Source organism: Kineosporiaceae bacterium SCSIO 59966 (assembly GCA_020881835.1).
GTDB lineage: Bacteria > Actinomycetota > Actinomycetes > Actinomycetales > SCSIO-59966 > SCSIO-59966.
On the sequence record CP052876.1, the window covers coordinates 2185785 to 2208767 of the forward strand.

Genomic DNA, 22983 nt, shown 5'->3' on the forward strand with positions numbered 1-22983 from the left:
GCCGTCGTCCCCGCCCACGCGGGGGTCATCCTCGGTACTGCCTCACGACGCTTGGACTCCTGACGTCGTCCCCGCCCACGCGGGGGTCATCCCGCAAGCAGGAACGCACCACCCAGCAGGGACGCGTCGTCCCCGCCCACGCGGGGGTCATCCCGACTCCAGGGACTCATCGGTGATCGACCGGTCGTCGTCCCCGCCCACGCGGGGGTCATCCCGACTCGTTCTCACTCATCGCACTTCCCTCTCGGTCGTCCCCGCCCACGCGGGGGTCATCCCTCTCCATCCGCTACGGCACGCCAGGCTTCCAGGTCGTCCCCGCCCACGCGGGGGTCATCCGACGAACAGCACCCGGGTCCGTCCGGTTCGGCGGTCGTCCCCGCCCACGCGGGGGTCATCCCGGATGAACGGCCGGCTGCGGTGGTCGCTGGACGTCGTCCCCGCCCACGCGGGGGTCATCCCGATGTCCGAGAGTGGCACGCCCGGGCCATAGCGTCGTCCCCGCCCACGCGGGGGTCATCCCTCACGCCACGGACAGCCTGTCGGCGTGTCGCTGTCGTCCCCGCCCACGCGGGGGTCATCCCTCACGCCACGGACAGCCTGTCGGCGTGTCGCTGTCGTCCCCGCCCACGCGGGGGTCATCCCTCACGCCACGGACAGCCTGTCGGCGTGTCGCTGTCGTCCCCGCCCACGCGGGGGTCATCCGGGGACGCGGGTGAGCGGAACTGCCTCCGACATGTCGTCCCCGCCCACGCGGGGGTCATCCCCCGGTGAGCGTGTCGGCGATGACCGGCCCCGGGTCGTCCCCGCCCACGCGGGGGTCATCCCCCGGTGAGCGTGTCGGCGATGACCGGCCCCGGGTCGTCCCCGCCCACGCGGGGGTCATCCGCACCCGAGGCAGTCGCCGTCAGGGTTAGCCTCGTCGTCCCCGCCCACGCGGGGGTCATCCGGCGGCGGCGACGGCGCTCCAGTTGCTCATGGCGTCGTCCCCGCCCACGCGGGGGTCATCCGTCGTTGGGTGAGGAGTGGTCGAAGGTCGCCCAGTCGTCCCCGCCCACGCGGGGGTCATCCCCCCGGCGACTCGCAGTCCGCGTACCTCTTCGCGTCGTCCCCGCCCACGCGGGGGTCATCCCGACGCAGAGCGAGGGTGGTGGTCTTGTAGTGAGTCGTCCCCGCCCACGCGGGGGTCATCCCGGGACGTCGCTGTCCGGGTTCTCGGACGAGGCGTCGTCCCCGCCCACGCGGGGGTCATCCGCCCCTCACCACACAGCAGGTAGCGGCGCTGTTGTCGTCCCCGCCCACGCGGGGGTCATCCCGCGGCCAGGTCCTCCCCGCCCATCGCCGCGGCGTCGTCCCCGCCCACGCGGGGGTCATCCGTCCACCTCAACCCCCACCAAGCCGCGTGACGCGTCGTCCCCGCCCACGCGGGGGTCATCCCATCGTCTGGCAGGACCCGCCACCGGACGGGCGGTCGTCCCCGCCCACGCGGGGGTCATCCGCGCGGGTGGGCGAGCAGGGCGGCGTGAGCCTCGTCGTCCCCGCCCACGCGGGGGGTCATCCCGGACTGTCGGCCCGGCTCGCCGCGCTCGACGGGTCGTCCCCGCCCACGCGGGGGTCATCCGTAGCCCTCCGAGTCCGGGTTGAACGCGACGTCGTCGTCCCCGCCCACGCGGGGGTCATCCGCGCTCGCGGAGGGCATGGACTCGCAGGTTGTGGTCGTCCCCGCCCACGCGGGGGTCATCCGAAGTGGCGCCAGGCATAGGACGCTGAGTACTCGTCGTCCCCGCCCACGCGGGGGTCATCCGTGGTGTGGTCCACGCCGGACCAGGACGCCTACGTCGTCCCCGCCCACGCGGGGGTCATCCGTGAGTCCCACTGGACCGGTTCGCGTCGGCCGCGTCGTCCCCGCCCACGCGGGGGTCATCCCCGGATGACGGTGCGTGTCGCGGTCGGGAAGCGGTCGTCCCCGCCCACGCGGGGGTCATCCTACGGGTCGATGTTGAAGGTCTTGGTGGTCATGGGTCGTCCCCGCCCACGCGGGGGTCATCCGTACGGGTAGAGGGAGTCCGCGTTGGAGACGGCGCCGTCCCCGCCCACGCGGGGGTCATCCGTTGACCTCGGCGCTCGATGAGGTGCCGGGCCTGTCGTCCCCGCCCACGCGGGGGTCATCCGGACAGGTACTGCGACGGGTCGGTCGCGTCGTTGTCGTCCCCGCCCACGCGGGGGTCATCCACCCGGGCATCAGCCAGCCGCCGGAGTCGAACGGTCGTCCCCGCCCACGCGGCGGTCATCCGTAGTGGTGTGGCTGGCTGGCGTCGTCGGTCACGTCGTCCCCGCCCACGCGGGGGTCATCCCCGCCTGCTCGACGAGGCGGACCCGCGGTCGGCGTCGTCCCCGCCCACGCGGGGGTCATCCCGCCGCGGTGGTGTGGGAGCCGACCCCGGCCGCGTCGTCCCCGCCCACGCGGGGGTCATCCGTCCCATGCCCCCGACGATGTACCGGACAGCCGGTCGTCCCCGCCCACGCGGGGGTCATCCGTACGGGCCGACGTAGTTCCCTGCGATGACGGCGTCGTCCCCGCCCACGCGGGGGTCATCCGGCCTCCGGGCCGGCGTCCAGACCGAGAGCCGCGTCGTCCCCGCCCACGCGGGGGTCATCCCCCATCCTGCGCGTCGAGCAGGCTGTTCAGCTCGTCGTCCCCGCCCACGCGGGGGTCATCCGCGACGAGCCGGCCTGGTCCACGACCACCCGGGGTCGTCCCCGCCCACGCGGGGGTCATCCGTTCGCGGAGGCGGATCCTGCGACGCAACGGCTGTCGTCCCCGCCCACGCGGGGGTCATCCGGCCGTTCGGAGATCAGCTTGGCGGTGCGGTACGTCGTCCCCGCCCACGCGGGGGTCATCCACCGACCGTCCCAAGGAGGAGGTCACGCTGGAGGTCGTCCCCGCCCACGCGGGGGTCATCCGGTTGCCGCCGCCATCGGCGGCGGGACGAAGGTGTCGTCCCCGCCCACGCGGGGGTCATCCGTCATGCCGTCGTTGGACCGGCCGCGGCGGGAGGTCGTCCCCGCCCACGCGGGGTCATCCCGACTCACGGAGCAGGTCCCCGGCGGACGCCATGTCGTCCCCGCCCACGCGGGGGTCATCCGGCGTTGAGCGAGGCCCGGCAGTGGTCGGACCGGTCGTCCCCGCCCACGCGGGGGTCATCCGTCGCACCCCCGCTACGGCCAGAAAACGCAAGAGGTCGTCCCGCCCACGCGGGGGTCATCCGTTCTTCGAGTTCCGGCCGACGTTCCTCCTGTCGTCGTCCCCGCCCACGCGGGGGTCATCCGGTAACGGCGCCGGTGAACGGGTTGAAGATCCAGTCGTCCCCGCCCACGCGGGGGTCATCCCCACGTGTACGCCGCCGCGATGAGCCTGGGCTGGTCGTCCCCGCCCACGCGGGGGTCATCCGTGAACTACACGCGCACCAGGCTCGTCGCTTTCGTCGTCCCCGCCCACGCGGGGGTCATCCAGGCTGATCTGTTGCTGACGCCTCCCAGATTGAGTCGTCCCCGGCCACGCGGGGGTCATCCCCCACCCAGGCGGTCGCCACCACCCAGGCCCCCGTCGTCCCCGCCCACGCGGGGGTCATCCCGGCAGCACGGTCGCCGGCGTCCACGACACGAGGTCGTCCCCGCCCACGCGGGGGTCATCCGTGGCCTGGGCTGGCGGTTGCTGCGGCACTATCGTCGTCCCCGCCCACGCGGGGGTCATCCCCGAACTCCGGCCACCCCAGCAGCGCGGAGGAGGTCGTCCCCGCCCACGCGGGGGTCATCCCCGCTGCGCGTTGATGCCCTCCAGCAGGGGGAGGTCGTCCCCGCCCACGCGGGGGTCATCCGCCGACCCCCCCTTCCTGGCCCGGGCGCTCGCGGTCGTCCCCGCCCACGCGGGGGTCATCCCGTCATGCAGACCGCCCCCGAGGACGTGTCCCGGTCGTCCCCGCCCACGCGGGGGTCATCCGATCGTCGCTCCGGCCCTGTTCAGCCGCGGCCCGTCGTCCCCGCCCACGCGGGGGTCATCCCTTCGTCGTCCACGTCGCCGACCCCACGTACACGTCGTCCCCGCCCACGCGGGGGTCATCCCGCCTGGTCCTGCTGGCGGTTGATCGTCTCGCCGTCGTCCCCGCCCACGCGGGGGTCATCCCGCCGGCTCCTACCACGACCTCGTGGACTCCGAGTCGTCCCCGCCCACGCGGGGGTCATCCTGCAGACCACATCACCACACGAGTGATAGGAGTGTCGTCCCCGCCCACGCGGGGGTCATCCCTGCCCCAGGGCCTCCGGGCCGGCGTCCAGGCCGTCGTCCCCGCCCACGCGGGGTCATCCCCCGAAGGTCGGCCCCGTTCTCCCTGACCCGGTGTCGTCCCCGCCCACGCGGGGGTCATCCCTGGCGCAGCGCCCTTACGTGGGCGACGAGGACGTCGTCCCCGCCCACGCGGGGGTCATCCGCGCACGAGACCGTGAAGCTGCTGCGGTATCTCGTCGTCCCCGCCCACGCGGGGGTCATCCTTGGTGGGAGGTTCCCCGCTCAGATGTGCTGGCGTTGTCCCCGCTCACGCGGGGGTCATCCGGTGTGATCCACGATGGTGGACATCAGTAGGGGGTCGTCCCCGCCCACGCGGGGGTCATCCCTACGAGGGCACCCTCGTCCTGTTCCGTGACTTGTCGTCCCCGCCCACGCGGGGGTCATCCCTGGGCCGCGTTCGAGGCCGGCGTCGAGCTGTCGTCGTCCCCGCCCACGCGGGGGTCATCCCGGGTACGGGAACGGGGTACCTGCGCGCAGACGGTCGTCCCCGCCCACGCGGGGGTCATCCCCACCCGACGGACGCGCCCCACTGCTCCTGGTAGTCGTCCCCGCCCACGCGGGGGTCATCCGCCCGGTATGACCCACTCGTAGGAGTCCGACTCGTCGTCCCCGCCCACGCGGGGGTCATCCGGACTTCCACGGCGACGGAGTCGGCAGCAGCCAGTCGTCCCCGCCCACGCGGGGGTCATCCGAACGGCCACACGGCGGCACAGTCGGTGACCATGTCGTCCCCGCCCACGCGGGGGTCATCCTCTTCCAGTCGCCGGAGGGGAGTTGCTGGAGCGGTCGTCCCCGCCCACGCGGGGGTCATCCCTCCGTCCCGTCCCTGGTCGAGCAGTACGCACGGTCGTCCCCGCCCACGCGGGGGTCATCCGCCGGTAGCGACCCTTCTGGACGATCATGGGGTGTCGTCCCCGCCCACGCGGGGGTCATCCCGACAACGCCGACGTCGCCCTCGTCGTCGCCAAGTCGTCCCCGCCCACGCGGGTGTCATCCCGCGACCCGCTGCCGCGTGTCCGGGAGGAGTTGGTCGTCCCCGCCTGTCAAGGGACAGTAGGAACTGCCCAGAGGCGGACGGTGAAATTTGCCCGCTGACGGCCACGGGAACTGCCCGGTCGTTCCGGGCCCACACGGGCGTCGTCCGTCACCCGGCATCGCCACCTCCGCCCCGTGCGGTGTCGTCCTCCCCACGCGGGGGTCATCCCGTCGAGTACGCCGCATCGGTGGAGTTCGGCAGGTCCCGTACGCGGGCCGTGCGGGGCCCGGGAGCCTGCTTGTTGATGACGTCCGGGAAACGCCGACGGCGGCAGTTCGCCAGTCACGTCCGCTCGCGTCAGGCCGACGACGCCTGGGCCAGGGTGTCGCTCCAGCGACGGTTCCAGCGATCGATCGCGAGGAACACCGGCTCGAGGTCCCGGCCCATGTCGGTCAGCTCGTAGCGCGGGCAGCCGTCCTGGAGCCGGTGGCTGATGACACCGGCCCGGCACAGCTCCTCGAGCCGCTGGGTGAGCAGTCGCGACGACAGGTGAGGTACCGCGTCGAGGAGGTCGGTGAACCGGACGGGCCCCTCGAACATGCGTCGCAGGATCGAGGCCGTCCACCGGCGTCCGAGGAACTCGATCGACTCCTGGAACCTCGGGCAGTGCGCGGCGTCCAACAACTCTCTCCTCACCACCCTCCAAGCATTGCATCGGCCCGGCGACCCCGCTACCTTACCCAAGGTAGTTACCAAAGATAGCAACGATGGGAGTCGAGATGGAATGGGTCGTGCTCGTAGGCCGGGTGCTGTTCGTCCTGCTGTTCTTCGGTAGCGGACTGGGGCACCTCACCCAGACCCAGGCGATGGCCGGGTACGCCGGCAGCAAGGGCGTGCCGGCGCCCCGCGCGTCGGTGATCGGCAGCGGTGTACTCATCGTGGTGGGCGGGCTCATGGTGCTGCTCGGCATCTGGGCCGACCTCGGCGCGCTCCTGCTGGTGATCTTCCTGATCCCGACGGCGTTCCTCATGCACAACTTCTGGAGCGTCACCGACCCGCAGGGCCGGCAGATGGAGCAGACCCAGTTCCTCAAGGACCTCTCCCTGGCCGGTGCGGCGCTGGCGCTGTTCGCCTTCTTCGCCACCACCCCGGACCTCGGGCTGACGATCACCGGCCCGCTGCTGGACGGCTGGTTCGAGTGACGCTGCCCACCCCACTGCCGCCGCGGCCGGGGCCGCGCCCGCGCACCACGCCGTCCAACCCCCACACCCAGCTGGACCAGCAGCCGACGGACCCCAGCATCCGCGAGCAGCTGGCGGCCCGCCTGTTCGCCCTGCCGGGCGTCGTGGAGCGCCCGAGTGCGATCTCGGTGCCGGGTGCGCGGGCGCTGACGCTCCCGTCCGGTGGGCCGTCCCGGCTGTTCATCGTGGGCACCGAGTTCGCGCACCTGCACCCGGCGCCGGACTTCAGCGTGCACACCGTGCTGCCGCGAGAACTGGTGGCGGAGGCGATCGACGCGGGCTGGGCAGAGCGGCACCCGCTGGCGGGTCGCGGTCCGATCCCGGACGCCATCGTCATGCTCTACGCACCGCGCGACGAGACCGAGCTGGACGTCGTGGCCGGGCTGGTGACCGCTGCCCACGACCTCTTCGTCCCGGCCTGAGCGCGTCCCGGCCCGGAACGGGCCAAAGAAGATCACCCGGTGCCCCCGGCAGGATTCGAACCTGCGCTCCCGCCTCCGGAGGGCGGTGCTCTATCCCCTGAGCTACGGGGGCCGGTCGTGCTCGGTGAGCCTATCAGTCGGCGGCTGACTGCCCGGCCACGTACTCCCAGTGCCACGGCTCGTACGGGCCGGCACCGCCGCGGCGGGCCCAGTCCGGGTTGTCCCACCCGAACGCCGGGGCGTTCTCCCGCAGCCACCGGTACCGGTGGTCGGCCACCTGGACGCCGCCGGCGAGGTCGACGGCCAGGCCCCAGCCGTGCTCGCTGGTCCCCGGGACGGCGGCCAGCCGGGGCTTGCGCGCGCGGACGGCGACCTGCGAGCGGTAGCTGCGGTAGGAGTCGGTGATGACGAGGTCCTCGCCGAAGTGGTCCTGGTAGGCGAACCGCAGCTTGGCCAGCGCCACGGCAGCGTCCGCGCGCAGCAGGTGGCCGGTGCCCCACAGCTCGCACAGGTCCCTGACCCGCAGGCGGCCGTTGGCGGCACCGACGTCGATGTTCGCGACGTCGCAGTCACCGACGGCCTCCTGCAGACGGGCCTGCTCCAGCGCGACCCGCTCACGCTCCCGGCTGGCCCGCTCGGCGCGCTCACGAGCGGCAGCCAGCTCCTCCGCAGTGGGCACCTCGGCGGTGTCCACCGCGAGCACCTCCGGGACGGCGACCACGTCGGTGACGCTGGGTAGCACCCGGAACGCCGTCCGAGCCGCCGCCGCGGGGGCGGCGGCCGCCGCCGTCGAGGTGGCGGCGTCCCCGTCGGTCGTGGGCAGGACGTCACCGGCCAGCGGAGCGACGATGGTGGCCAGGCCCAGGACGCCGACGACCCCGACCTGAGGCAGCCGGCCGACGACGAGGGCGCGGCGGCGGCGGCGGATCTCCAGCTCACGCAGCTGGCGCCGGGTCAGCGCGACGGCGGGACGGGAGGCCCGGTGCGCGGCCCGGCCGGCGGCCCGCCCAGCGACGTGCTCAGGAGCACGGTGGGCCGCTCGGCCAGCGGCACGGCCAGTCGCACGGCCAGAAGCCCGTCCAGAGGCGCGCTCTGCGGCCCGCAGCTCGCGGCGGCTCGGGAACTCTCCCGACGGCGTGGGGTTTGCGAGGACACGGGAGGGGGCACTACCGGGGAGACGCTCGGGCGTACGCCGCAGCGGGGTTCCGCTGGCACGGTGCGATGCCACGGGTGAGTACCTCCGCGGGAGACGACGGCAGACAACGGGCAGGGCAGGCAGTACAGCAGACCCGCACGGCCGACCCGAGACCGGCCGCGACCCACGGAGGGTGGACGGGTCACGGGACTATAACGGGACCGGCGGGTAGCGACGCAACCCTGGGTGAGCGGAGTCACCGGTTCAGTGGCGTCCTGCGGGTGACGTCTCGGATCTCCCCGACCAGCTCTTCGAGCACGTCCTCGAGGAACAGCACCCCCACCACGCGGCCCGAGTCGTCGAGCACCCGCGCCAGGTGGGACCCGCTGCGCTGCATGCTCGCCAGGGCGTCCTCGATCTCGTCGTCGTAGCGCACCGACACCAGGGACCGGACTCGTTTGTCGGGCACCGGCTCGTCGTGGGCGTCGTCCTCGGCGTACAGGACGTCCTTGAGGTGCAGGTACCCGACGAGGTCGCCGTCACCCGCCACGACCGGGAACCGGCTGAACCCGGTCCGCCCGACCAGCCGCTCGACGTCCGACGGGGTGCTGCCGAGCGGCAGGGTGACGAGGTCCTCCACCGGCACCATGACGTCGGTCGCCACGAGCTCGCTGAACTCGATCGCACCGGTGAGCAGGCCGTGCTCGTCCTCCAGCAGCCCCTCGCGGGTGGACTCGGTGACGATGGAGTGCACCTCCTCGGCCGTGTACGCGGACACCACCTCATCCCTGGGCTCGACGCCCACGAGCCGCAGGGCGAAGTTGGCGGCCGCGTTGAGCAGCCGGATCAGCGGGGAGACCACCCGGGCGACGAGCACGAGCGGCGGCGCGAGCAGGAGCGCGGCCCGCTCCGGGCCGGCGATGGCGATGTTCTTGGGGACCATCTCGCCCAGGACGACGTGCAGGTAGACGACGACGGCGAGGGCGAGCGCGAAGGCGGCCGGGTGGACCAGGTCCTCCGGCACGCCCAGCCACGCGAAGACCGGCTCGATGAGGTGCGCGAGCGCCGGCTCGGCGACCGCGCCGAGCCCGAGCGAGGCGACCGTGATGCCGAGCTGGGCGCACGCGAGCATGAGCGACACGTGCTCCATCGCCCACAGCGTCGTGCGAGCGGCCCGGCTGCCCGCCTCGGCACGCGGCTCGATCTGGCTGCGCCGCGCGGAGATGACGGCGAACTCGCCGCCGACGAAGAAGGCGTTGGCGGCCAGCAGCGCGACCCCGAGCAGGAGGGCGGCCCCGTCACTCACGACGCCACCTCCGCCCGCGCCGACGGGATGAACCGCAGCCGGTCGATCCGGCGTCCGTCGAGCCGCTCCACCCGGAGCACGCCGCCGGGGACGACGACCTCGTCGCCGACCCGGGCGAGCCGGCCGAGCCGGGCCACGACGAACCCGCCGACGGTCTCGTAGGAGGGTCCCTCGGGGATGTCCGCCCCGAGCCGGTCACGGACCTCGTCGGGACGCAGCAGCGCCGGCACCACCCAGGACCCGTCCCGCAGCCGGCGGGCCCCGGCCCGGGCCCGGTCGTGCTCGTCGGCCACCTCACCGACGAGCTCCTCGATGAGGTCCTCCAGGGTGACGATGCCGGCGGTCCCGCCGTACTCGTCGGTGACGACGGCCATCTGCAGTCCCTGCTCGCGCAGCTGGACGAGCAGCGGGTCGAGCCGGACGGTCTCGGGCACCCGCAGGGCCTCGGTCATCAGCGCGGCCGCGGGCACCTCCTCACGCTTGTGGTGGGGGACGGCGATGGCCTTCTTGACGTGCACGACCCCGGCGATGTCGTCGAGGTCGGTGTCGACCACCGGGAACCGGGAGTACCCCGTCGCGCGGGCCAGCCGGACGACGTCCGCGGCGGTGTCCTCCCGGCGGACGCTGACCATCCGCACCCGGTGGGTCATGACGTCGGCAGCGGTGCGCGTGCTGAAGCCCAGGGATCGGGCCAGCAGCGTCGCGGTGCCCTCGTCGAGGGTGCCGGCCTCGGCCGAGCGGCGGACGAGCGAGGCGAGCTCCTCGGGGGACCTGCTGGAGGACAGCTCCTCGCGCGGCTCGACCCCGACGGCGAGCAGGACCCGGTTCGCCGAGCCGTTGAGGACCCGGATGAGCGGCCCCGTGACGAAGGTGAACGCCCGCTGCAGCGGGACCGCCCAGCGGGCGGTTGCCATCGGCACGGCCAGCGCCAGGTTCTTCGGGATGAGCTCGCCGACGAGCATCGAGGCCACGGTGGCCAGCAGCATCCCCAGGCCGACCGACGTCCCGCCGACCGCTGCCTCGGGCAGGCCGGCCGCTGTCAGCGGGCCGCGCAGCAACCGGGACAGCGACGGCTCGACGAGGTAGCCGACCAGCAGCGTGGTCAGGGTGATGCCGACCTGGGCCCCGCTCAGCTGGGTGGACAGCGTCCGCAGTCCGGCGAGCACGCCGGCGGCGCCGGGCTCACCGGCGTCCCGGGCGTGCTCGACCGCGGGGCGGTCCAGGGTGACCAGGGAGAACTCGGCGGCGACGAAGACCCCGGTGCCCAAGGTGAGCAGCACACCGAGGCCGAGGAGCAGCCACTCGGTCAGCACGGGGGTCCGCCGGGCGCGGACACCGATGAGGACCGGGCCGCAGATGAAGGATGATCGTCCATCGCGGCACCCATGCTAGCCGTGCGGGCACCGCCGCGGAGGTCACCAGCCGGTGGGCAGGGGCCGGCCCTCGTCGTAGCCGGCGGCGGACTGCACGCCCAGGACGGCCCGTTCGTGCAGCTCGGCCAGCGTCGAGGCGCCGGCGTAGGTGCAGGCGCTGCGCAGCCCCGAGGTGATGTGGTCAAGCAGGTCCTCGACCCCGGGACGCTGCGGGTCGAGCAGCATCCGGGAGGCGGAGATGCCCTCCTCGAACAGCGCCTTGCGGGCCCGCTCGAAGGCCGAGTCCCGGCGGGTCCGGGCGGCCACGGCCCGCGCCGAGGCCATCCCGAAGGACTCCTTGTACGGCCGGCCGGCCTCGTCGGTCATCAGGTCGCCGGGGCTCTCCAGGGTGCCGGCGAACCACGACCCCACCATCACCTGGGAGGCACCGGCGGCCAGGGCGAGGGCGACGTCCCGCGGGTGACGCACGCCCCCGTCGGCCCACACGGCGGCACCGACCTCACGGGCCGCGGCCGCGCACTCGATCACCGCCGACAGCTGCGGCCGCCCCACGGCCGTCATCATCCGGGTCGTGCACATGGCGCCAGGGCCGACACCGACCTTGACGACGTCCGCCCCGGCCTCGACAAGGTCACGCACCCCGTCGGCGGTGACGACGTTGCCGGCCACGACGGGCACGGCCGGGTCCAGGGCCCGCACGGTGCGCAGCGCGGCCAGCATCCGCTCCTGGTGGCCGTGCGCGGTGTCGACGACGAGGACGTCGGCCCCGGCGGCGAGCACGGCCTCGGCGGTCGCCGCGACGTCGCCGTTGATGCCGATCGCGGCCCCGACCCGCAGCCGGCCCGCCGCGTCGGTGGCCGGGGTGTAGAGCCGGGAGCGCAGCGCCCCGCGCCGGGTCAGCAGGCCGGCGAGGCGGCCCCTGTCGTCGACGACGGGGGCCAGGTGCAGCCGGGCGCCGTCGAGGACGTCGAAGGCACGCTCCAGGCCGCCGTCGGCGAGCACGTCGGCGGCCTCGAGGGTGAACGGTCCGGCCGACATCACCTGGTGCACCTGGGTGAACCGGTCCACGCCGGCGCAGTCCGCCTCGGTGACGACGCCGACGGGCCGCTCGGCGTCGTCGAGGACGACCGCGGCGCCGTGCGCCCGCTTGGGCACGAGGTGCAGGACGTCGGTGACGGTGTCCGTGGGTCGCACGGTCACCGGGGTCTCCAGCACCGGGTGGCGCGACTTGACCCAGCGCACGACGTCGGCGACGACGTCGAGCGGGATGTCCTGCGGCAGCACGGCGAGAGCGCCGCGCCGGGCGACGGTCTCGGCCATCCGCCGGCCGCTCACCGCGGTCATGTTGGCGACGACGACCGGAACCGTGGCGCCGGTGCCGTCGGTGGGGGTCAGGTCGACGTCCAGCCGCGAGGCGACGGCGGACCGGCTCGGGACGAGGAAGGCGTCCGCGTAGGTGAGGTCGGTGGGCGGACGGCCGTCGAGGAAGCGCACGACACACCATGGTGGCACCCGGCCGTGACCTGCGGCGCGTCGTCCGGCAGGATGCCCGTCGAGGTCAGGGGGTGGCGATGGCGACCGACACGGTCCACCCGGGGCTGGTCGAGCTCCGCGGGCTGAGCAAGACGTTCGGGCCGGTGCGGGCCGTCGACGACCTCAGCGTGACGGTGCCACCCGGCAGGGTCACCGGCTTCCTCGGCCCGAACGGGGCCGGCAAGACGACGACGCTGCGGATGCTGCTCGGCCTTGTCACCCCCACCGCAGGGACGGCCACCGTCGGCGGTCGCCGGTACGCCGACCTCGAGGCGCCGCAGCGCACCGTCGGGGCGCTGCTGGAGGCCAGCGACGTGCACCCCGGTCGGACCGGTCGCGACCACCTGAGGGTGCTCGCCCTGACCGCCGGGGTCCCGGACTCCCGCGTCGACGCGCTGCTCGCCCTGGTGGGCCTCACCGACTCCGCTGACCGCCGCGCCGGCGGGTACTCCCTCGGCATGCGCCAGCGGCTCGGTCTGGCCGCCGCGCTGCTCGGGGACCCACCCGTGCTCGTCCTCGACGAGCCGGCGAACGGGCTGGACCCCGAAGGCATCGCGTGGCTGCGCGGGTTCCTGCGGGCGCTGGCGGGCGAGGGCCGCACCGTGCTGATATCCAGCCACGTGCTCGCCGAGGTGCAGCAGACGGTCGACGACGTCGTGATCATGGCCCGCGGCCGGCTGGTGCAGCACTCGTCGCTGGCCGACCTCGCCGAGACGGCGCGGCGCACGGTGCGGGTGGTCTCCCCGGACGCCGACCGGCTGGCCGGCGCCCTCACCGGGGCCGGGGCGAGCGCCACGACCGTGGACGGCGCCCCCGGGTCACTTCGGGTGCAGGGGATGACGGCCGCCGAGGTCGGCCACGCGGCGCACCGTGCCGGGATCGAGCTGCACGAGCTGCGGGCCGAGGACGAGGGGCTGGAGCAGACGTTCCTCCGGCTGACCGCCCACGAAGGGGTGGCGCGGTGAACGGGTTCCCCACGGCCCTGCGGGTCGAGCTGCGCAAGACGACGACCACCCGGATGTGGTGGGTGCTGCTCCTCGTCATGACCGGGTACGTGCTGGCGATCGCCGCCTTCCTCGCGCTGGCCTTCACCGCCGGGCCGCAGGCCACCGGTGGTCCACCGCGATTGCCACCGGAGCAGATGCGTCTGGCGCTCTACACCGTCGCGATGCCGCTCGGGTACGTGTTCCCGCTGCTCGTCGGCACGCTCTCGATCACCACCGAGTACCGGTACCAGACGCTCACCTACACGTTCCTGGCGACACCACGACGCGGCCTCGTGCTGCTGGCCAAGCTGGTCTCGGCCACCCTGGTCGGCCTGCTCTTCGGCGTCGTCGGGGTGCTGGCCGGCCTCGGCGGCGCCGCGGGCGTGCTCGCGCTGCGTGGGGAGGACGCCGGGCTGACCGGTGAGGTGCTGCGCGCGCTGGCGCAGAGCGTGCTCGGCATGGGCCTGTGGGCCGCGGTCGGCGTGGGGGTCGGAGCGCTGCTGCGCAACCAGGTCGCCGCGGTCATCGTCGTCCTGGCCTTCTCCCAGCTCGTGGAGCCGATCCTGCGGCTGGGGCTGGGAGCGTGGTCGGCGACCCGCGAGGTGTCCCGCTACCTGCCGGGGGCCGCCGGTGACGCGATGGCGGGCGGGAGCCTGCTCACCGTCGGCAGCCCGGTCCAGCTGCTCGACTGGTGGGCCGGCGGCCTGGTCCTGGCCGGCTACGCCGTCGTGTTCTTCGTGCTCGGCTGGGCCTCCACGGTGCGCCGCGACGTCGCCTGACCGGCCTGCGGGCCGGCGTGCCCGCCAGCCCTGCCGACGACTAGGGTTTGGACCGGCGACCATTCAGCTCACGACCGTGGAAGAGGGCGATCCCCGCCGTGTCCCAGACCGACTCCTCCGGTTCCCGTCCCACCGGACCTGGGCAGAGCGTCCCGCCGGAGGCGGCGGCCGCCTTCGGGCCCAACGAGTGGTTGGTCGAGGACCTCTACCAGCGCTACCTCGAGGACAAGAACTCGGTGGACCGCGCGTGGTGGGAGTTCTTCGAGGACTACAAGCGCGGCAACGGCGTCCGCGGCCAGGGCAGCGCACCCAGTGACCACGTCGAGCAGCCGTCGCCCGAGCCGGTCCGGCCGGGGCCGGCCCCGGAGCCGAAGGCCCGTGGGCCGGAGGCGGCGGACAGCGACTTCCGGCGCGCCGACGACACGGTGGCCGTCGGTGCTGCCGCCCCGCCGGTGCCCGCCGAGCCGCGGGCCCCCAAGCCCCCGGCCGCACCGCAGGCCGAGACCAAGCCGAAGAGCGCCCCCGCGGCGCAGGAGGGCGGCGGTGCGGAGCCGGTCGAGCCGGTCCGGCTCAAGGGCCCGGCGGCCCGGGTGGTCAGCAACATGGAGGCCAGCCTGGAGGTGCCGACCGCGACGAGCGTGCGGTCGGTGCCGGCCAAGCTCCTGGTCGACAACCGGATCGTGATCAACAACCACCTGGCCCGTTCCCGCGGCGGGAAGGTGTCCTTCACCCACCTCATCGGCTTCGCGGTCGTCGAGGCGCTCGCGGACATGCCGGAGATGAACTACGGGTACACCGAGGTCGACGGCAAGCCCGCCGTGCTGCGGAACCCGCACGTCAACCTGGGCATCGCCATCGACCTGCTCAAGGACGACGGCTCCCGCCAGCTCCTCGTCCCGGCCATCAAGAACGCCGAGACGATGGACTTCGCCCAGTTCTGGGCGGCGTACGAGGACGTCGTCCGGCGGGCCCGCAACGGCAAGCTCACGATCGAGGACTTCCAGGGCACGAGCATCTCGCTGACCAACCCCGGCACCATCGGCACCGTCCACTCGGTGCCGCGGCTGATGAAGGGCCAGGGCGCCATCATCGGCGTGGGGGCGATGGACTACCCGGCGGAGTACCAGGGCGCCTCGGAGGAGACGCTGGCCCGGCTCGCGGTGAGCAAGGTGCTGACCCTGACCTCGACGTACGACCACCGGATCATCCAGGGCGCGCAGTCGGGGGACTTCCTGCGGATCATCCACGCCAAGCTGCTGGGCGAGGACGGCTTCTACGACCGGATCTACACCTCGCTGCGGATCCCCTACGAGCCGGTCCGCTGGGTGCGGGACATCTTCGTGTCCGAGGACGACGAGCTCAACAGGACTGCTCGCGTCTACCACCTGATCAACGCCTACCGGGTCCGCGGTCACCTCATGGCCGACACCGACCCGCTGGAGTACCGCCAGCGGCGCCACCCCGACCTCGACATCCAGACCCACGGCCTGACGCTGTGGGACCTCGAGCGGGAGTTCCCGACGGGTGGTTTCGGCGGCAAGCCGGTGATGAAGCTGCGCCACATCCTCGGGGTGCTGCGCGACTCGTACTGCCGCACGGTCGGCATCGAGTACATGCACATCCAGGACCCGGAGCAGCGCCGCTGGATCCAGGAGCGGGTGGAGCGGCCCTACGCCAAGCCGACTCGCGACGAGCAGCTGCGGATCCTCAAGCGGCTCAACGCCGCCGAGGCGTTCGAGACGTTCCTGCAGACGAAGTACGTGGGGCAGAAGCGGTTCAGCCTCGAGGGCGGGGAGAGCGTCATCCCGCTGCTCGACGCGCTGCTGTCCGAGGCCGCCCACGAGGGCCTCGACGAGGTGTGCATCGGCATGCCGCACCGTGGGCGGCTCAACGTGCTGGCCAACATCGCCGGCAAGAGCTACGGCCAGATCTTCCGCGAGTTCGAGGGCCAGCAGGACCCGCGTTCGGTCCAGGGCTCCGGCGACGTCAAGTACCACCTCGGCACCGAGGGGACGTTCAGCGCCGACAACGGGGACACGACGAAGGTCTACCTGGCCGCGAACCCCTCGCACCTCGAGGCGGTGAACCCGGTGCTCGAGGGCATCACCCGGGCCAAGCAGGACCGCCTCAACAAGGGCGGGTCGACGTTCCCGGTGCTGCCCGTGCTGCTGCACGGCGACGCGGCGTTCGCCGGGCAGGGCGTGGTGGCCGAGACGCTCAACCTGTCCCAGCTCCGTGGCTACCGCACCGGCGGCACCGTGCACGTGGTGATCAACAACCAGGTGGGCTTCACCACGGCACCGGCGTCGAGCCGCTCGTCGTTCTACTCCACCGACGTCGGCAAGATGATCCAGGCGCCGATCTTCCACGTGAACGGCGACGACCCGGAGGCGTGCGTGCGCGTCGCCCGGCTGGCGTTCGAGTACCGGCAGGCGTTCGACAAGGACGTCGTCATCGACCTGGTCTGCTACCGCCGCCGTGGCCACAACGAGGGCGACGACCCGTCGATGACCCAGCCGCTCATGTACTCGCTCATCGAGGCCAAGCGCTCGGTCCGCAAGCTCTACACCGAGTCGCTCATCGGCCGCGGGGACATCTCCGTGGAGGAGGCGGAGCAGGCGCTCAGGGACTACCAGCAGCAGCTCGAGCGGGTCTTCACCGAGACCCGCGAGGCGCAGTCCGAGGCGCAGCGGACCCCCGACCGTCCCGCGGACGACGACGCCCCGGCCGGGCTGGAGAAGCCGGCTGCCCAGCAGCACGAGCCGGTCGCCGAGGTGAAGGACACCTCGGTGAGCCTGGAGGTGCTCAAGCGCATCGGGGACGCGCACGTCTCCCCGCCCGAGGGCTTCGTCGTCCACCCCAAGCTGCGTCCGCTGCTGGAGAAGCGCTCCCAGATGTCCCGTGCCGGCGGAATCGACTGGGGCTACGGCGAGCTGCTCGCGTTCGGGTCGCTGCTCATGGAGGGCGTCCCGGTCCGGCTGGCCGGCCAGGACACCCGCCGGGGCACGTTCGTCCAGCGGCACGCCGTCCTGACCTCCAAGACCACTGGCGAGGAGTGGACGCCGCTGCTGTACCTGTCCGAGGACCAGGCCCGGTTCTGGGTCTACGACTCGCTGCTGTCGGAGTACGCGGCGATGGGTTTCGAGTACGGCTACTCGGTGGAGCGGCCCGACGCCCTGGTGCTCTGGGAGGCCCAGTTCGGCGACTTCGCCAACGGAGCCCAGATCGTCATCGACGAGTTCATCTCCTCCTCCGAGCAGAAGTGGGGCCAGCGCTCCTCGGTCGTCCTGCTGCTGCCGCACGGCTACGAGGGCCAGGGCCCGGACCACTCCTCGGGCCGTATCGAGCGCTTCCTGCAGCTGTGCGCGGAGGGGAACATGACGGTCGCCATGCCCTCGACGCCGGCGTCGTACTTCCACCTGCTGCGCCGGCAGGCGTACGCCCGTCCGCGCCGCCCGCTCGTGGTGTTCACCCCGAAGTCGATGCTGCGGCTCAAGGCCGCCGCCTCGGCCGTGGAGGACTTCACCACCGGGTCGTTCCGCCCGGTCATCGGCGACACCGGTGACCTCGACCCCGGCGCGGTCGACCGCGTCCTGATGTGCACCGGCAAGGTGTACTGGGACCTCGCCGCGCACCGTGAGCGGGTCGGCGACCGCCGGACGGCGATCGTCCGGGTCGAGCAGCTCTACCCGCTCGACGGCGAGGCGCTGTCCGAGGCGCTCAGCCCCTTCGGGGACGCCGAGCTCGTGTGGGTGCAGGAGGAGCCGGCGAACCAGGGTGCCTGGCCGGCCACCGCCCTGGCCCTGCCCGACCTGCTCGGCGGGCGGACCGTGCGCCGGGTGAGCCGGCCCGCGTCGGCGTCGCCGGCGACCGGCTCCAGCCGCAAGCACCAGCAGGAGCAGCAGGCGCTGGTGGACGAGGCGTTCCAGCGCTGACCGCCCCTGAACGGAGGAGCATCCGGTGTACTTCACCGACCGCGGCATCGAGGAGCTGGAGTCCCGGCGCGGCGAGGAGGAGGTCTCGCTGGCCTGGGTGGCCGAGCGGCTGCGTGAGTTCGTCGACCTCAACCCCGAGTTCGAGACTCCGGTGGAGCGGCTCGCCACCTGGCTCGCCCGCCTCGACGACGAGGACGGCGAGTGAGCCAGGAGCGGCCGGCGCCGCTGCGGATCTGCGTCGTCGGGGACGAGCTCGTCGCCGGCGTCGGTGACCGCCGCGCGCTCGGCTGGGTCGGGCGGGTAGCCGCCCGCACCGCGGTGCAGGTGCCGGCGACCGGGGTGTTCGCGCTCGGGGTGCCCGGCGAGTCGACGTCCGGCCTGCTCGCCCGCTGGCGGGAGGAGACCGACCTGCGGTTCGCCGCGGACGCCGACAACCGGCTGGCCGTCGGCCTGGGCCGGGCGGACGTCGATGCCGGGCAGTCGACGGCACGCAGCCGGCTGAACCTCGCCAACGTCCTCGACGACGCCGAGTCGCGAGGCATCGCGGCGTTCGTGCTCGGCCCACCGCCGACGCTGGACACGGAGGTCAACGCGCGGCTCGGTGACCTGTCGCAGGCGTTCGCCGACGTGTGCCAGCGGCGCGGCGTCCCGTTCGTCGACGCGTTCGGCCCGCTGTCAGCGCACGACGCGTGGTTCGCCGACCTCGCCGGCGGGGACGGCACCCACCCGGGCCAGTCCGGCTACGGGCTGCTCGCCTGGCTGGTCCTGCACGGCGGCTGGCACGAGTGGCTCGGCGTCCCCCAGGACGCCTGAGCCGTCACGGCCGGGTGAAGACCACCTTGCCGAACAGGTCCCCGGAGACCATCCGGGCGAACCCGTCCCGCGCCTGCTCCAGCGGCATCGTCGCGTCGATGAGCGGCCGGACGCCGGTGCTCTCGCAGAACCGGACGAGCCGCTCCAGCTCGTCCCGGGTGCCCATGGTGGAGCCGACGACGGACAGCTGGAGGAAGAAGACCCGGTTGAGGTCGGCCGAGGGGTCAGCGCCGGAGGTGGCTCCGGAGACGACGAGGGTGCCACCGGGCCGCAGCGCGCGCAGGGAGTGGGCCCACGTCGCCTTGCCGACGGTCTCCATCACCGCGTCGACCCGCTCCGGCAGCCGCTCCCCGGGCTCGAACACCTGCTCCGCGCCCAGGTCGAGGGCGCGGGCCCGCTTGTCGGCGTCCCGGCTCGTCGCCCACACCCGGTAGCCGGCGGCGGAGCCGAGGGCGATGAGCGCGGTCGCCACCCCTCCCCCGGCGCCCTGGACGAGGACCGTGCTGCCCGGCTGTGCGCCGGACTTCGTGAACAGCATCCGGTAGGCGGTCAACCAGGCCGTCGGCAGACAGGCCGCCTCCTCGAACGACAGCGAGGCGGGCTTGGGCACGAGGTTGCGCCGCGGCACGACCACCTCGTCGGCGAACGTGCCCTGGTACACCTCGGACAGCAGGGACCGGCGCGGGTCCTCGGTCTCGTCCCCGCTCCACCCCGGGCTGGACACGACGGCGTGGATGACCACCTCGTTGCCCTCGTCGTCCACCCCGGCCCCGTCGCAGCCGAGGATCATCGGCAGCCGGTCGGCGGGCAGGCCGACGCCGCGCAGGCTCCACACGTCGTGGTGGTTGAGGCTGGCGGCGCGCAGCCGCACCCGCGCCCAGCCCTCGGGCACCTCGGGCTCGGGCCGTTCGCCGAGCTCGAGCGCGCTCAGCGGGTCGTCGGTCGACTGTCGGGCGGCGTAGACGGCGAACACGGGACCGAACCTAGCGAACAGACGCGGGCGACGGCAGCGGCGGGCAGGGTCAGCGGCGGGCGACGCCCTCGCGGCGCGCAGCCGCGGCCACCGCCGCGGCCACCGCGGGGGCGACCCGCTCGTCGAACACGCTCGGGACGACCTCCCCGGCGCTCGGGTGCTCGACGACGTCCGCGATCGCCCGGGCCGCCGCCAGCTTCATCCCCTCGGTCACCCGGCGGGCCCGCACGTCGAGGGCGCCGCGGAAGACCCCGGGGAAGGCGAGGACGTTGTTGATCTGGTTGGGGTAGTCGCTGCGCCCGGTGCCGACGACCGCGGCGTGCCGGGCGGCGACCTCCGGGGTCACCTCCGGGTCGGGGTTCGCCAGTGCGAAGACGATGGCGTCGTCGGCCATCGCGGCCACCGCCTCCTCGGGCACCGTGCCGCCGGAGACGCCGACGTAGACGTCGGCACCGACCAGCGCGTCGGCGAGGGACCCGGCCACAGCGCGCGGGTTCGTCGTGGCGGCGAGACGCCGCTTGTGGTCCGGCAGGTCGGCCCGGCCCGGCTCGACGACCCCGCGGCTGTCGCAGACGACGACGTCGAGCACCCCGGCGCGGCGCAGGATGGCGGCGACGGCGACGCCGGCGGCACCGGCGCCGGAGACGACGACCCGCAGACCGGCGAGGTCCTTGCCGACGACCTGCGCGGCGTTGACGAGACCGGCCAGCGTCACGATCGCGGTGCCGTGCTGGTCGTCGTGGAACACCGGGACGTCCAGGCGCTCCTGCAGCCGACGCTCCACCTCGAAGCAACGTGGGGCGCTGATGTCCTCGAGGTTCACCCCGCCGAACGTCGGCGCCATCCGGGCGACGGTGTCGACGATCTCCTCGACGTCGGTGGTGTCGAGGCAGATCGGGACGGCGTCCACGCCGGCGAAGTGCTTGAACAGCAGGGCCTTGCCCTCCATCACCGGCATCGCGGCACGCGGGCCGACGTCACCGAGGCCCAGGACGGCGGTGCCGTCGGAGACCACCGCGACCGTGTTGGCCCGTCCCGTGTAGGTGTCGACGAGCGCCGGTTCCGCGGCGATCGCGAGGGACACCTCGGCGACGCCCGGGGAGTACGCGAGAGACAGGTCGGCCCGGTCGCGCAGCGCCAGGCGCGGCACCACTTCGAGCTTGCCGCCACGGTGCATGAGGAACACCGGGCGGCTCGGATCGTGGCCGGTACAGGCCGGTTCCACGGAGGATGCGGACATTCGTGACCCCTTGGATCGCTGGAGCGGTTCGCTGAGCGGTGCCGACCGCGGGATGACGATCACGACACGGTGGGCCGGGATCCTGCGGCTCGGCGGCGGGGGTCACCCGCGAGGTGGCTAGGGTGCCACAAGTTCTCACGTTCACCAAGGACCCGGGAGGATCCGTGATCCAGCACACCCGGAGGGGCTGCTAGAGGCCCCGGGAGCGCCCGCTGAGCCACCGGGGCAGCCGCCACAGCCCGACGGCCAGCACGTCGTCGTCCGGGACGGCCCCGACCAGCCAGGAGTCGACGCCGCGCTCAGGGTTGTCCCGCTCCACCCACCACCCCTCCGGCACCCGGCGGGCCAACCGCTTGACCGACAGCGGGCGTCCCCCGGGCAGGCGGACGACGGCAAGCCGCCCCGGCCGGGGACGGCCGCCCCACCGGACGAGCAGCAGGTCCCCCTCGCGCAGCGTGGGCTCCATCGACACGCCACGGACCCGGGTGAGCCCGAGCCCCCGCTGCGGCTGCACGACGTCTGGCACCGAGGTAGTGTCGCGGGAGATCGTTCCGGTCGTCGACGTCAACATGGAAGGGACTCCAGCATGCTCTCCCGTTTCCTCCGTCCGGTCGAGGTCAGCGCTCACTGCGACCTGCCCTGCGGCGTGTACGACCCCGCCCAGGCGCGGATCGAGGCGCAGTCCGTCAAGGCCATCGCCGAGAAGATGGCCGACAACGACGACCCCGACTACCGGGTCCGCGCGCTCATGATCAAGGAGCAGCGCTCCGAGCTCGTCAAGCACCACCTGTGGGTGCTGTGGACGGACTACTTCAAGCCCCCGCACTTCGAGAAGTACCCGCAGCTGCACCAGCTGTTCAACGAGGCGACGAAGCTCGCCGGCGGTGGCGGCGGGACCAAGGCCAGCAGCGACGTCGAGGTGGCAGACCAGCTGCTGGCGAAGATCGACGAGATCGCCGAGATCTTCTGGGAGACCAAGAAGGCCTGATCCCGCGCCTTGCTTCGGCCGCCGGTCGCGCGGTCCGTCTCACGGGAGCCGTAGACCCTGCTCGCACGCCCGCCGCAGCCGCTTGTGGCGGCGGACACGCTCGCGCAGGGCCGGCATCCCGGGGACGGTCCGCTCGGCCGGCGGTTCGGCGTCCAGGACCCCGTCGCGCAGCGGCCCGACGACCGTCCAGGAGGACCACCGCTCCAGGTCCGGCTCGGTGAAGTCGTGCCCGAGGAGCATCGCGGTGCCGGAGTCAGGCAGCGACTCACCGTCCAGAGGCTCCACCTGCAGCGGAGGGCCCCAGTGCGGGACGCGGGCCGGCCGGACTCGGGGCACGTGGACGGCGCCGGGGTCGGCCGTCACCAGCAGGGCGTCGTCCGGCGCGGCGCGGGCGGTGAACGGCTGGACGTCGAGGACGTCGAGGTGGACCAGCAGCCGGGGCAGGTACCACCAGTGCTCCCGGCGCAGCAACGGTGAGTCGGCAAGGGCCCGGGACGGCGGGTGCTTGCGCAGCTCCTGGTCGAGCAGGGTCTCGACGAACACCTCGCCGCCCCGGTCCTCGACCAGCCGCGGGACGGCGGTCACCGCGAGCGGCGCCCACCCCGACGCGGTCAGGCGGGGGTCGGACAGGGTGAGCACGACGCGGGGGCGCGTGGCCAGGGAACGCGCCCAACCCGCCTCGGCGTAGGGGACGGCCAGGACCGGGTGGTCGACGTCGAGCAGCGGGACGACGGGACGGCCGGCCGGAGCGGCGTCCTCGGTCCAGCACACCTCCGCGGTGGCCGCGGCACGCACCGAGCGGACGAGGACGTCCTGCACCGGCTGCTCGAGCACCGCTCCGCCTCCCCGACCGTCCGCCACCAGAGCCCTTGATCTCGGACAAGGCGGACACTAGCGTCGCCGCCAGGTTCGGCGACAACGGGGCCGCCGACCGTCACGGG

At 73.5% G+C, this 22983-nt stretch carries 17 protein-coding genes, 1 tRNA gene and 1 CRISPR repeat array (1 of these 19 cut by a window edge); of the genes, 8 read left to right on the forward strand and 10 right to left on the reverse strand.

Annotated features, from left to right (window positions below):
* Positions 1-5338: a CRISPR direct-repeat array (repeat unit 28 nt; unit sequence GTCGTCCCCGCCCACGCGGGGGTCATCC); it begins 3292 nt to the left of the window's first position.
* A gap of 337 nt (positions 5339-5675) precedes the next feature.
* A complete protein-coding gene (locus HJG43_10160) occupies positions 5676-5999 on the reverse strand; it encodes a helix-turn-helix transcriptional regulator (protein UER54842.1) in 324 nt (107 codons plus the stop codon).
* Positions 6000-6097: 98 nt separating this feature from the next.
* Between HJG43_10160 and HJG43_10165 the strand changes: the two genes are divergently transcribed.
* Together HJG43_10165 and HJG43_10170 are read left to right on the forward strand one after the other, a co-directional pair.
* Complete coding sequence (locus HJG43_10165) at positions 6098-6520, forward strand: DoxX family protein (protein ID UER54843.1); 423 nt, start codon at positions 6098-6100, stop codon at positions 6518-6520.
* 14 nt (positions 6521-6534) lie between these two features.
* The gene (locus HJG43_10170; protein UER55882.1) at positions 6535-6981 is read left to right on the forward strand and encodes a phospholipase; all 447 of its coding nucleotides are present in this window, start codon (positions 6535-6537) and stop codon (positions 6979-6981) included.
* 40 nt (positions 6982-7021) lie between these two features.
* Here the strand turns inward: HJG43_10170 and HJG43_10175 are convergent.
* From HJG43_10175 to HJG43_10195, 5 genes are all read right to left on the reverse strand, one after another.
* A tRNA-Arg gene (locus HJG43_10175) sits at positions 7022-7093 on the reverse strand.
* A gap of 21 nt (positions 7094-7114) precedes the next feature.
* Positions 7115-7660, reverse strand: a complete 546-nt coding sequence (locus HJG43_10180) for a hypothetical protein (protein ID UER55883.1) — start codon at positions 7658-7660, stop codon at positions 7115-7117.
* 712 nt (positions 7661-8372) lie between these two features.
* Positions 8373-9422, reverse strand: a complete 1050-nt coding sequence (locus tag HJG43_10185) for an HlyC/CorC family transporter (protein UER54844.1) — start codon at positions 9420-9422, stop codon at positions 8373-8375.
* Positions 9419-10732 (reverse strand): HlyC/CorC family transporter, encoded by a 1314-nt coding sequence (locus tag HJG43_10190; GenBank protein ID UER55884.1) that lies wholly within the window; start codon positions 10730-10732, stop codon positions 9419-9421. Before HJG43_10190 ends, HJG43_10185 begins: the two co-directional genes overlap by 4 nt.
* Positions 10733-10837: 105 nt before the next feature.
* The gene (locus tag HJG43_10195; GenBank protein UER54845.1) at positions 10838-12289 is read right to left on the reverse strand and encodes a GuaB1 family IMP dehydrogenase-related protein; all 1452 of its coding nucleotides are present in this window, start codon (positions 12287-12289) and stop codon (positions 10838-10840) included.
* A gap of 77 nt (positions 12290-12366) precedes the next feature.
* Between HJG43_10195 and HJG43_10200 the strand changes: the two genes are divergently transcribed.
* From HJG43_10200 to HJG43_10220, 5 genes are all read left to right on the forward strand, one after another.
* A complete protein-coding gene (locus HJG43_10200; GenBank protein UER54846.1) occupies positions 12367-13293 on the forward strand; it encodes an ABC transporter ATP-binding protein in 927 nt (308 codons plus the stop codon).
* Positions 13294-13346: 53 nt separating this feature from the next.
* Positions 13347-14093 (forward strand): ABC transporter permease subunit, encoded by a 747-nt coding sequence (locus HJG43_10205; protein ID UER55885.1) that lies wholly within the window; start codon positions 13347-13349, stop codon positions 14091-14093.
* 98 nt (positions 14094-14191) lie between these two features.
* Positions 14192-18028 (forward strand): multifunctional oxoglutarate decarboxylase/oxoglutarate dehydrogenase thiamine pyrophosphate-binding subunit/dihydrolipoyllysine-residue succinyltransferase subunit, encoded by a 3837-nt coding sequence (locus HJG43_10210; GenBank protein ID UER54847.1) that lies wholly within the window; start codon positions 14192-14194, stop codon positions 18026-18028.
* A 25-nt stretch (positions 18029-18053) separates the two neighbouring features.
* The gene (locus tag HJG43_10215; GenBank protein UER54848.1) at positions 18054-18233 is read left to right on the forward strand and encodes a hypothetical protein; all 180 of its coding nucleotides are present in this window, start codon (positions 18054-18056) and stop codon (positions 18231-18233) included.
* Positions 18234-18253: 20 nt separating this feature from the next.
* On the forward strand, positions 18254-18841 hold the full coding sequence (locus tag HJG43_10220; protein UER55886.1) for a lysophospholipase: 588 nt from the start codon (positions 18254-18256) through the stop codon (positions 18839-18841).
* A gap of 4 nt (positions 18842-18845) precedes the next feature.
* On the opposite strand, the gene HJG43_10225 is transcribed toward HJG43_10220, so the two are convergent.
* From HJG43_10225 to HJG43_10235, 3 genes are all read right to left on the reverse strand, one after another.
* On the reverse strand, positions 18846-19814 hold the full coding sequence (locus HJG43_10225) for a zinc-binding dehydrogenase (GenBank protein ID UER54849.1): 969 nt from the start codon (positions 19812-19814) through the stop codon (positions 18846-18848).
* Positions 19815-19863: 49 nt separating this feature from the next.
* Positions 19864-21054 carry an NADP-dependent malic enzyme gene (locus HJG43_10230; GenBank protein UER54850.1) on the reverse strand — a complete coding sequence of 397 codons (1191 nt, stop codon included), beginning with the start codon at positions 21052-21054 and terminating at the stop codon, positions 19864-19866.
* 190 nt (positions 21055-21244) lie between these two features.
* Complete coding sequence (locus HJG43_10235; protein UER54851.1) at positions 21245-21625, reverse strand: S24 family peptidase; 381 nt, start codon at positions 21623-21625, stop codon at positions 21245-21247.
* 15 nt (positions 21626-21640) lie between these two features.
* On the opposite strand from HJG43_10235, the gene sodN reads away from it, so the two are divergent.
* Positions 21641-22042, forward strand: coding sequence for a superoxide dismutase, Ni (sodN, locus tag HJG43_10240; protein UER54852.1), 402 nt, complete (start codon positions 21641-21643; stop codon positions 22040-22042).
* Between the two features lie 39 nt (positions 22043-22081).
* Here sodN and HJG43_10245 read toward each other — a convergent pair whose 3' ends face one another.
* Positions 22082-22876, reverse strand: coding sequence for a pyridoxamine 5'-phosphate oxidase family protein (locus tag HJG43_10245; protein UER54853.1), 795 nt, complete (start codon positions 22874-22876; stop codon positions 22082-22084).
* Between the last annotated feature and the right edge of the window lie 107 nt (positions 22877-22983).

Coding starts and splice junctions, on each gene's coding strand:
- sodN (UER54852.1), top strand. CDS start 21,641: ATGCTCTCCCGTTTCCTCCGTCCGGTCGAGGTCAGCGCTCACTGCGAC.
- HJG43_10235 (UER54851.1), bottom strand. CDS start 21,625: ATGTTGACGTCGACGACCGGAACGATCTCCCGCGACACTACCTCGGTG.
- HJG43_10230 (UER54850.1), bottom strand. CDS start 21,054: ATGTCCGCATCCTCCGTGGAACCGGCCTGTACCGGCCACGATCCGAGC.
- HJG43_10165 (UER54843.1), top strand. CDS start 6,098: ATGGAATGGGTCGTGCTCGTAGGCCGGGTGCTGTTCGTCCTGCTGTTC.
- HJG43_10200 (UER54846.1), top strand. CDS start 12,367: ATGGCGACCGACACGGTCCACCCGGGGCTGGTCGAGCTCCGCGGGCTG.
- HJG43_10205 (UER55885.1), top strand. CDS start 13,347: ATGTGGTGGGTGCTGCTCCTCGTCATGACCGGGTACGTGCTGGCGATC.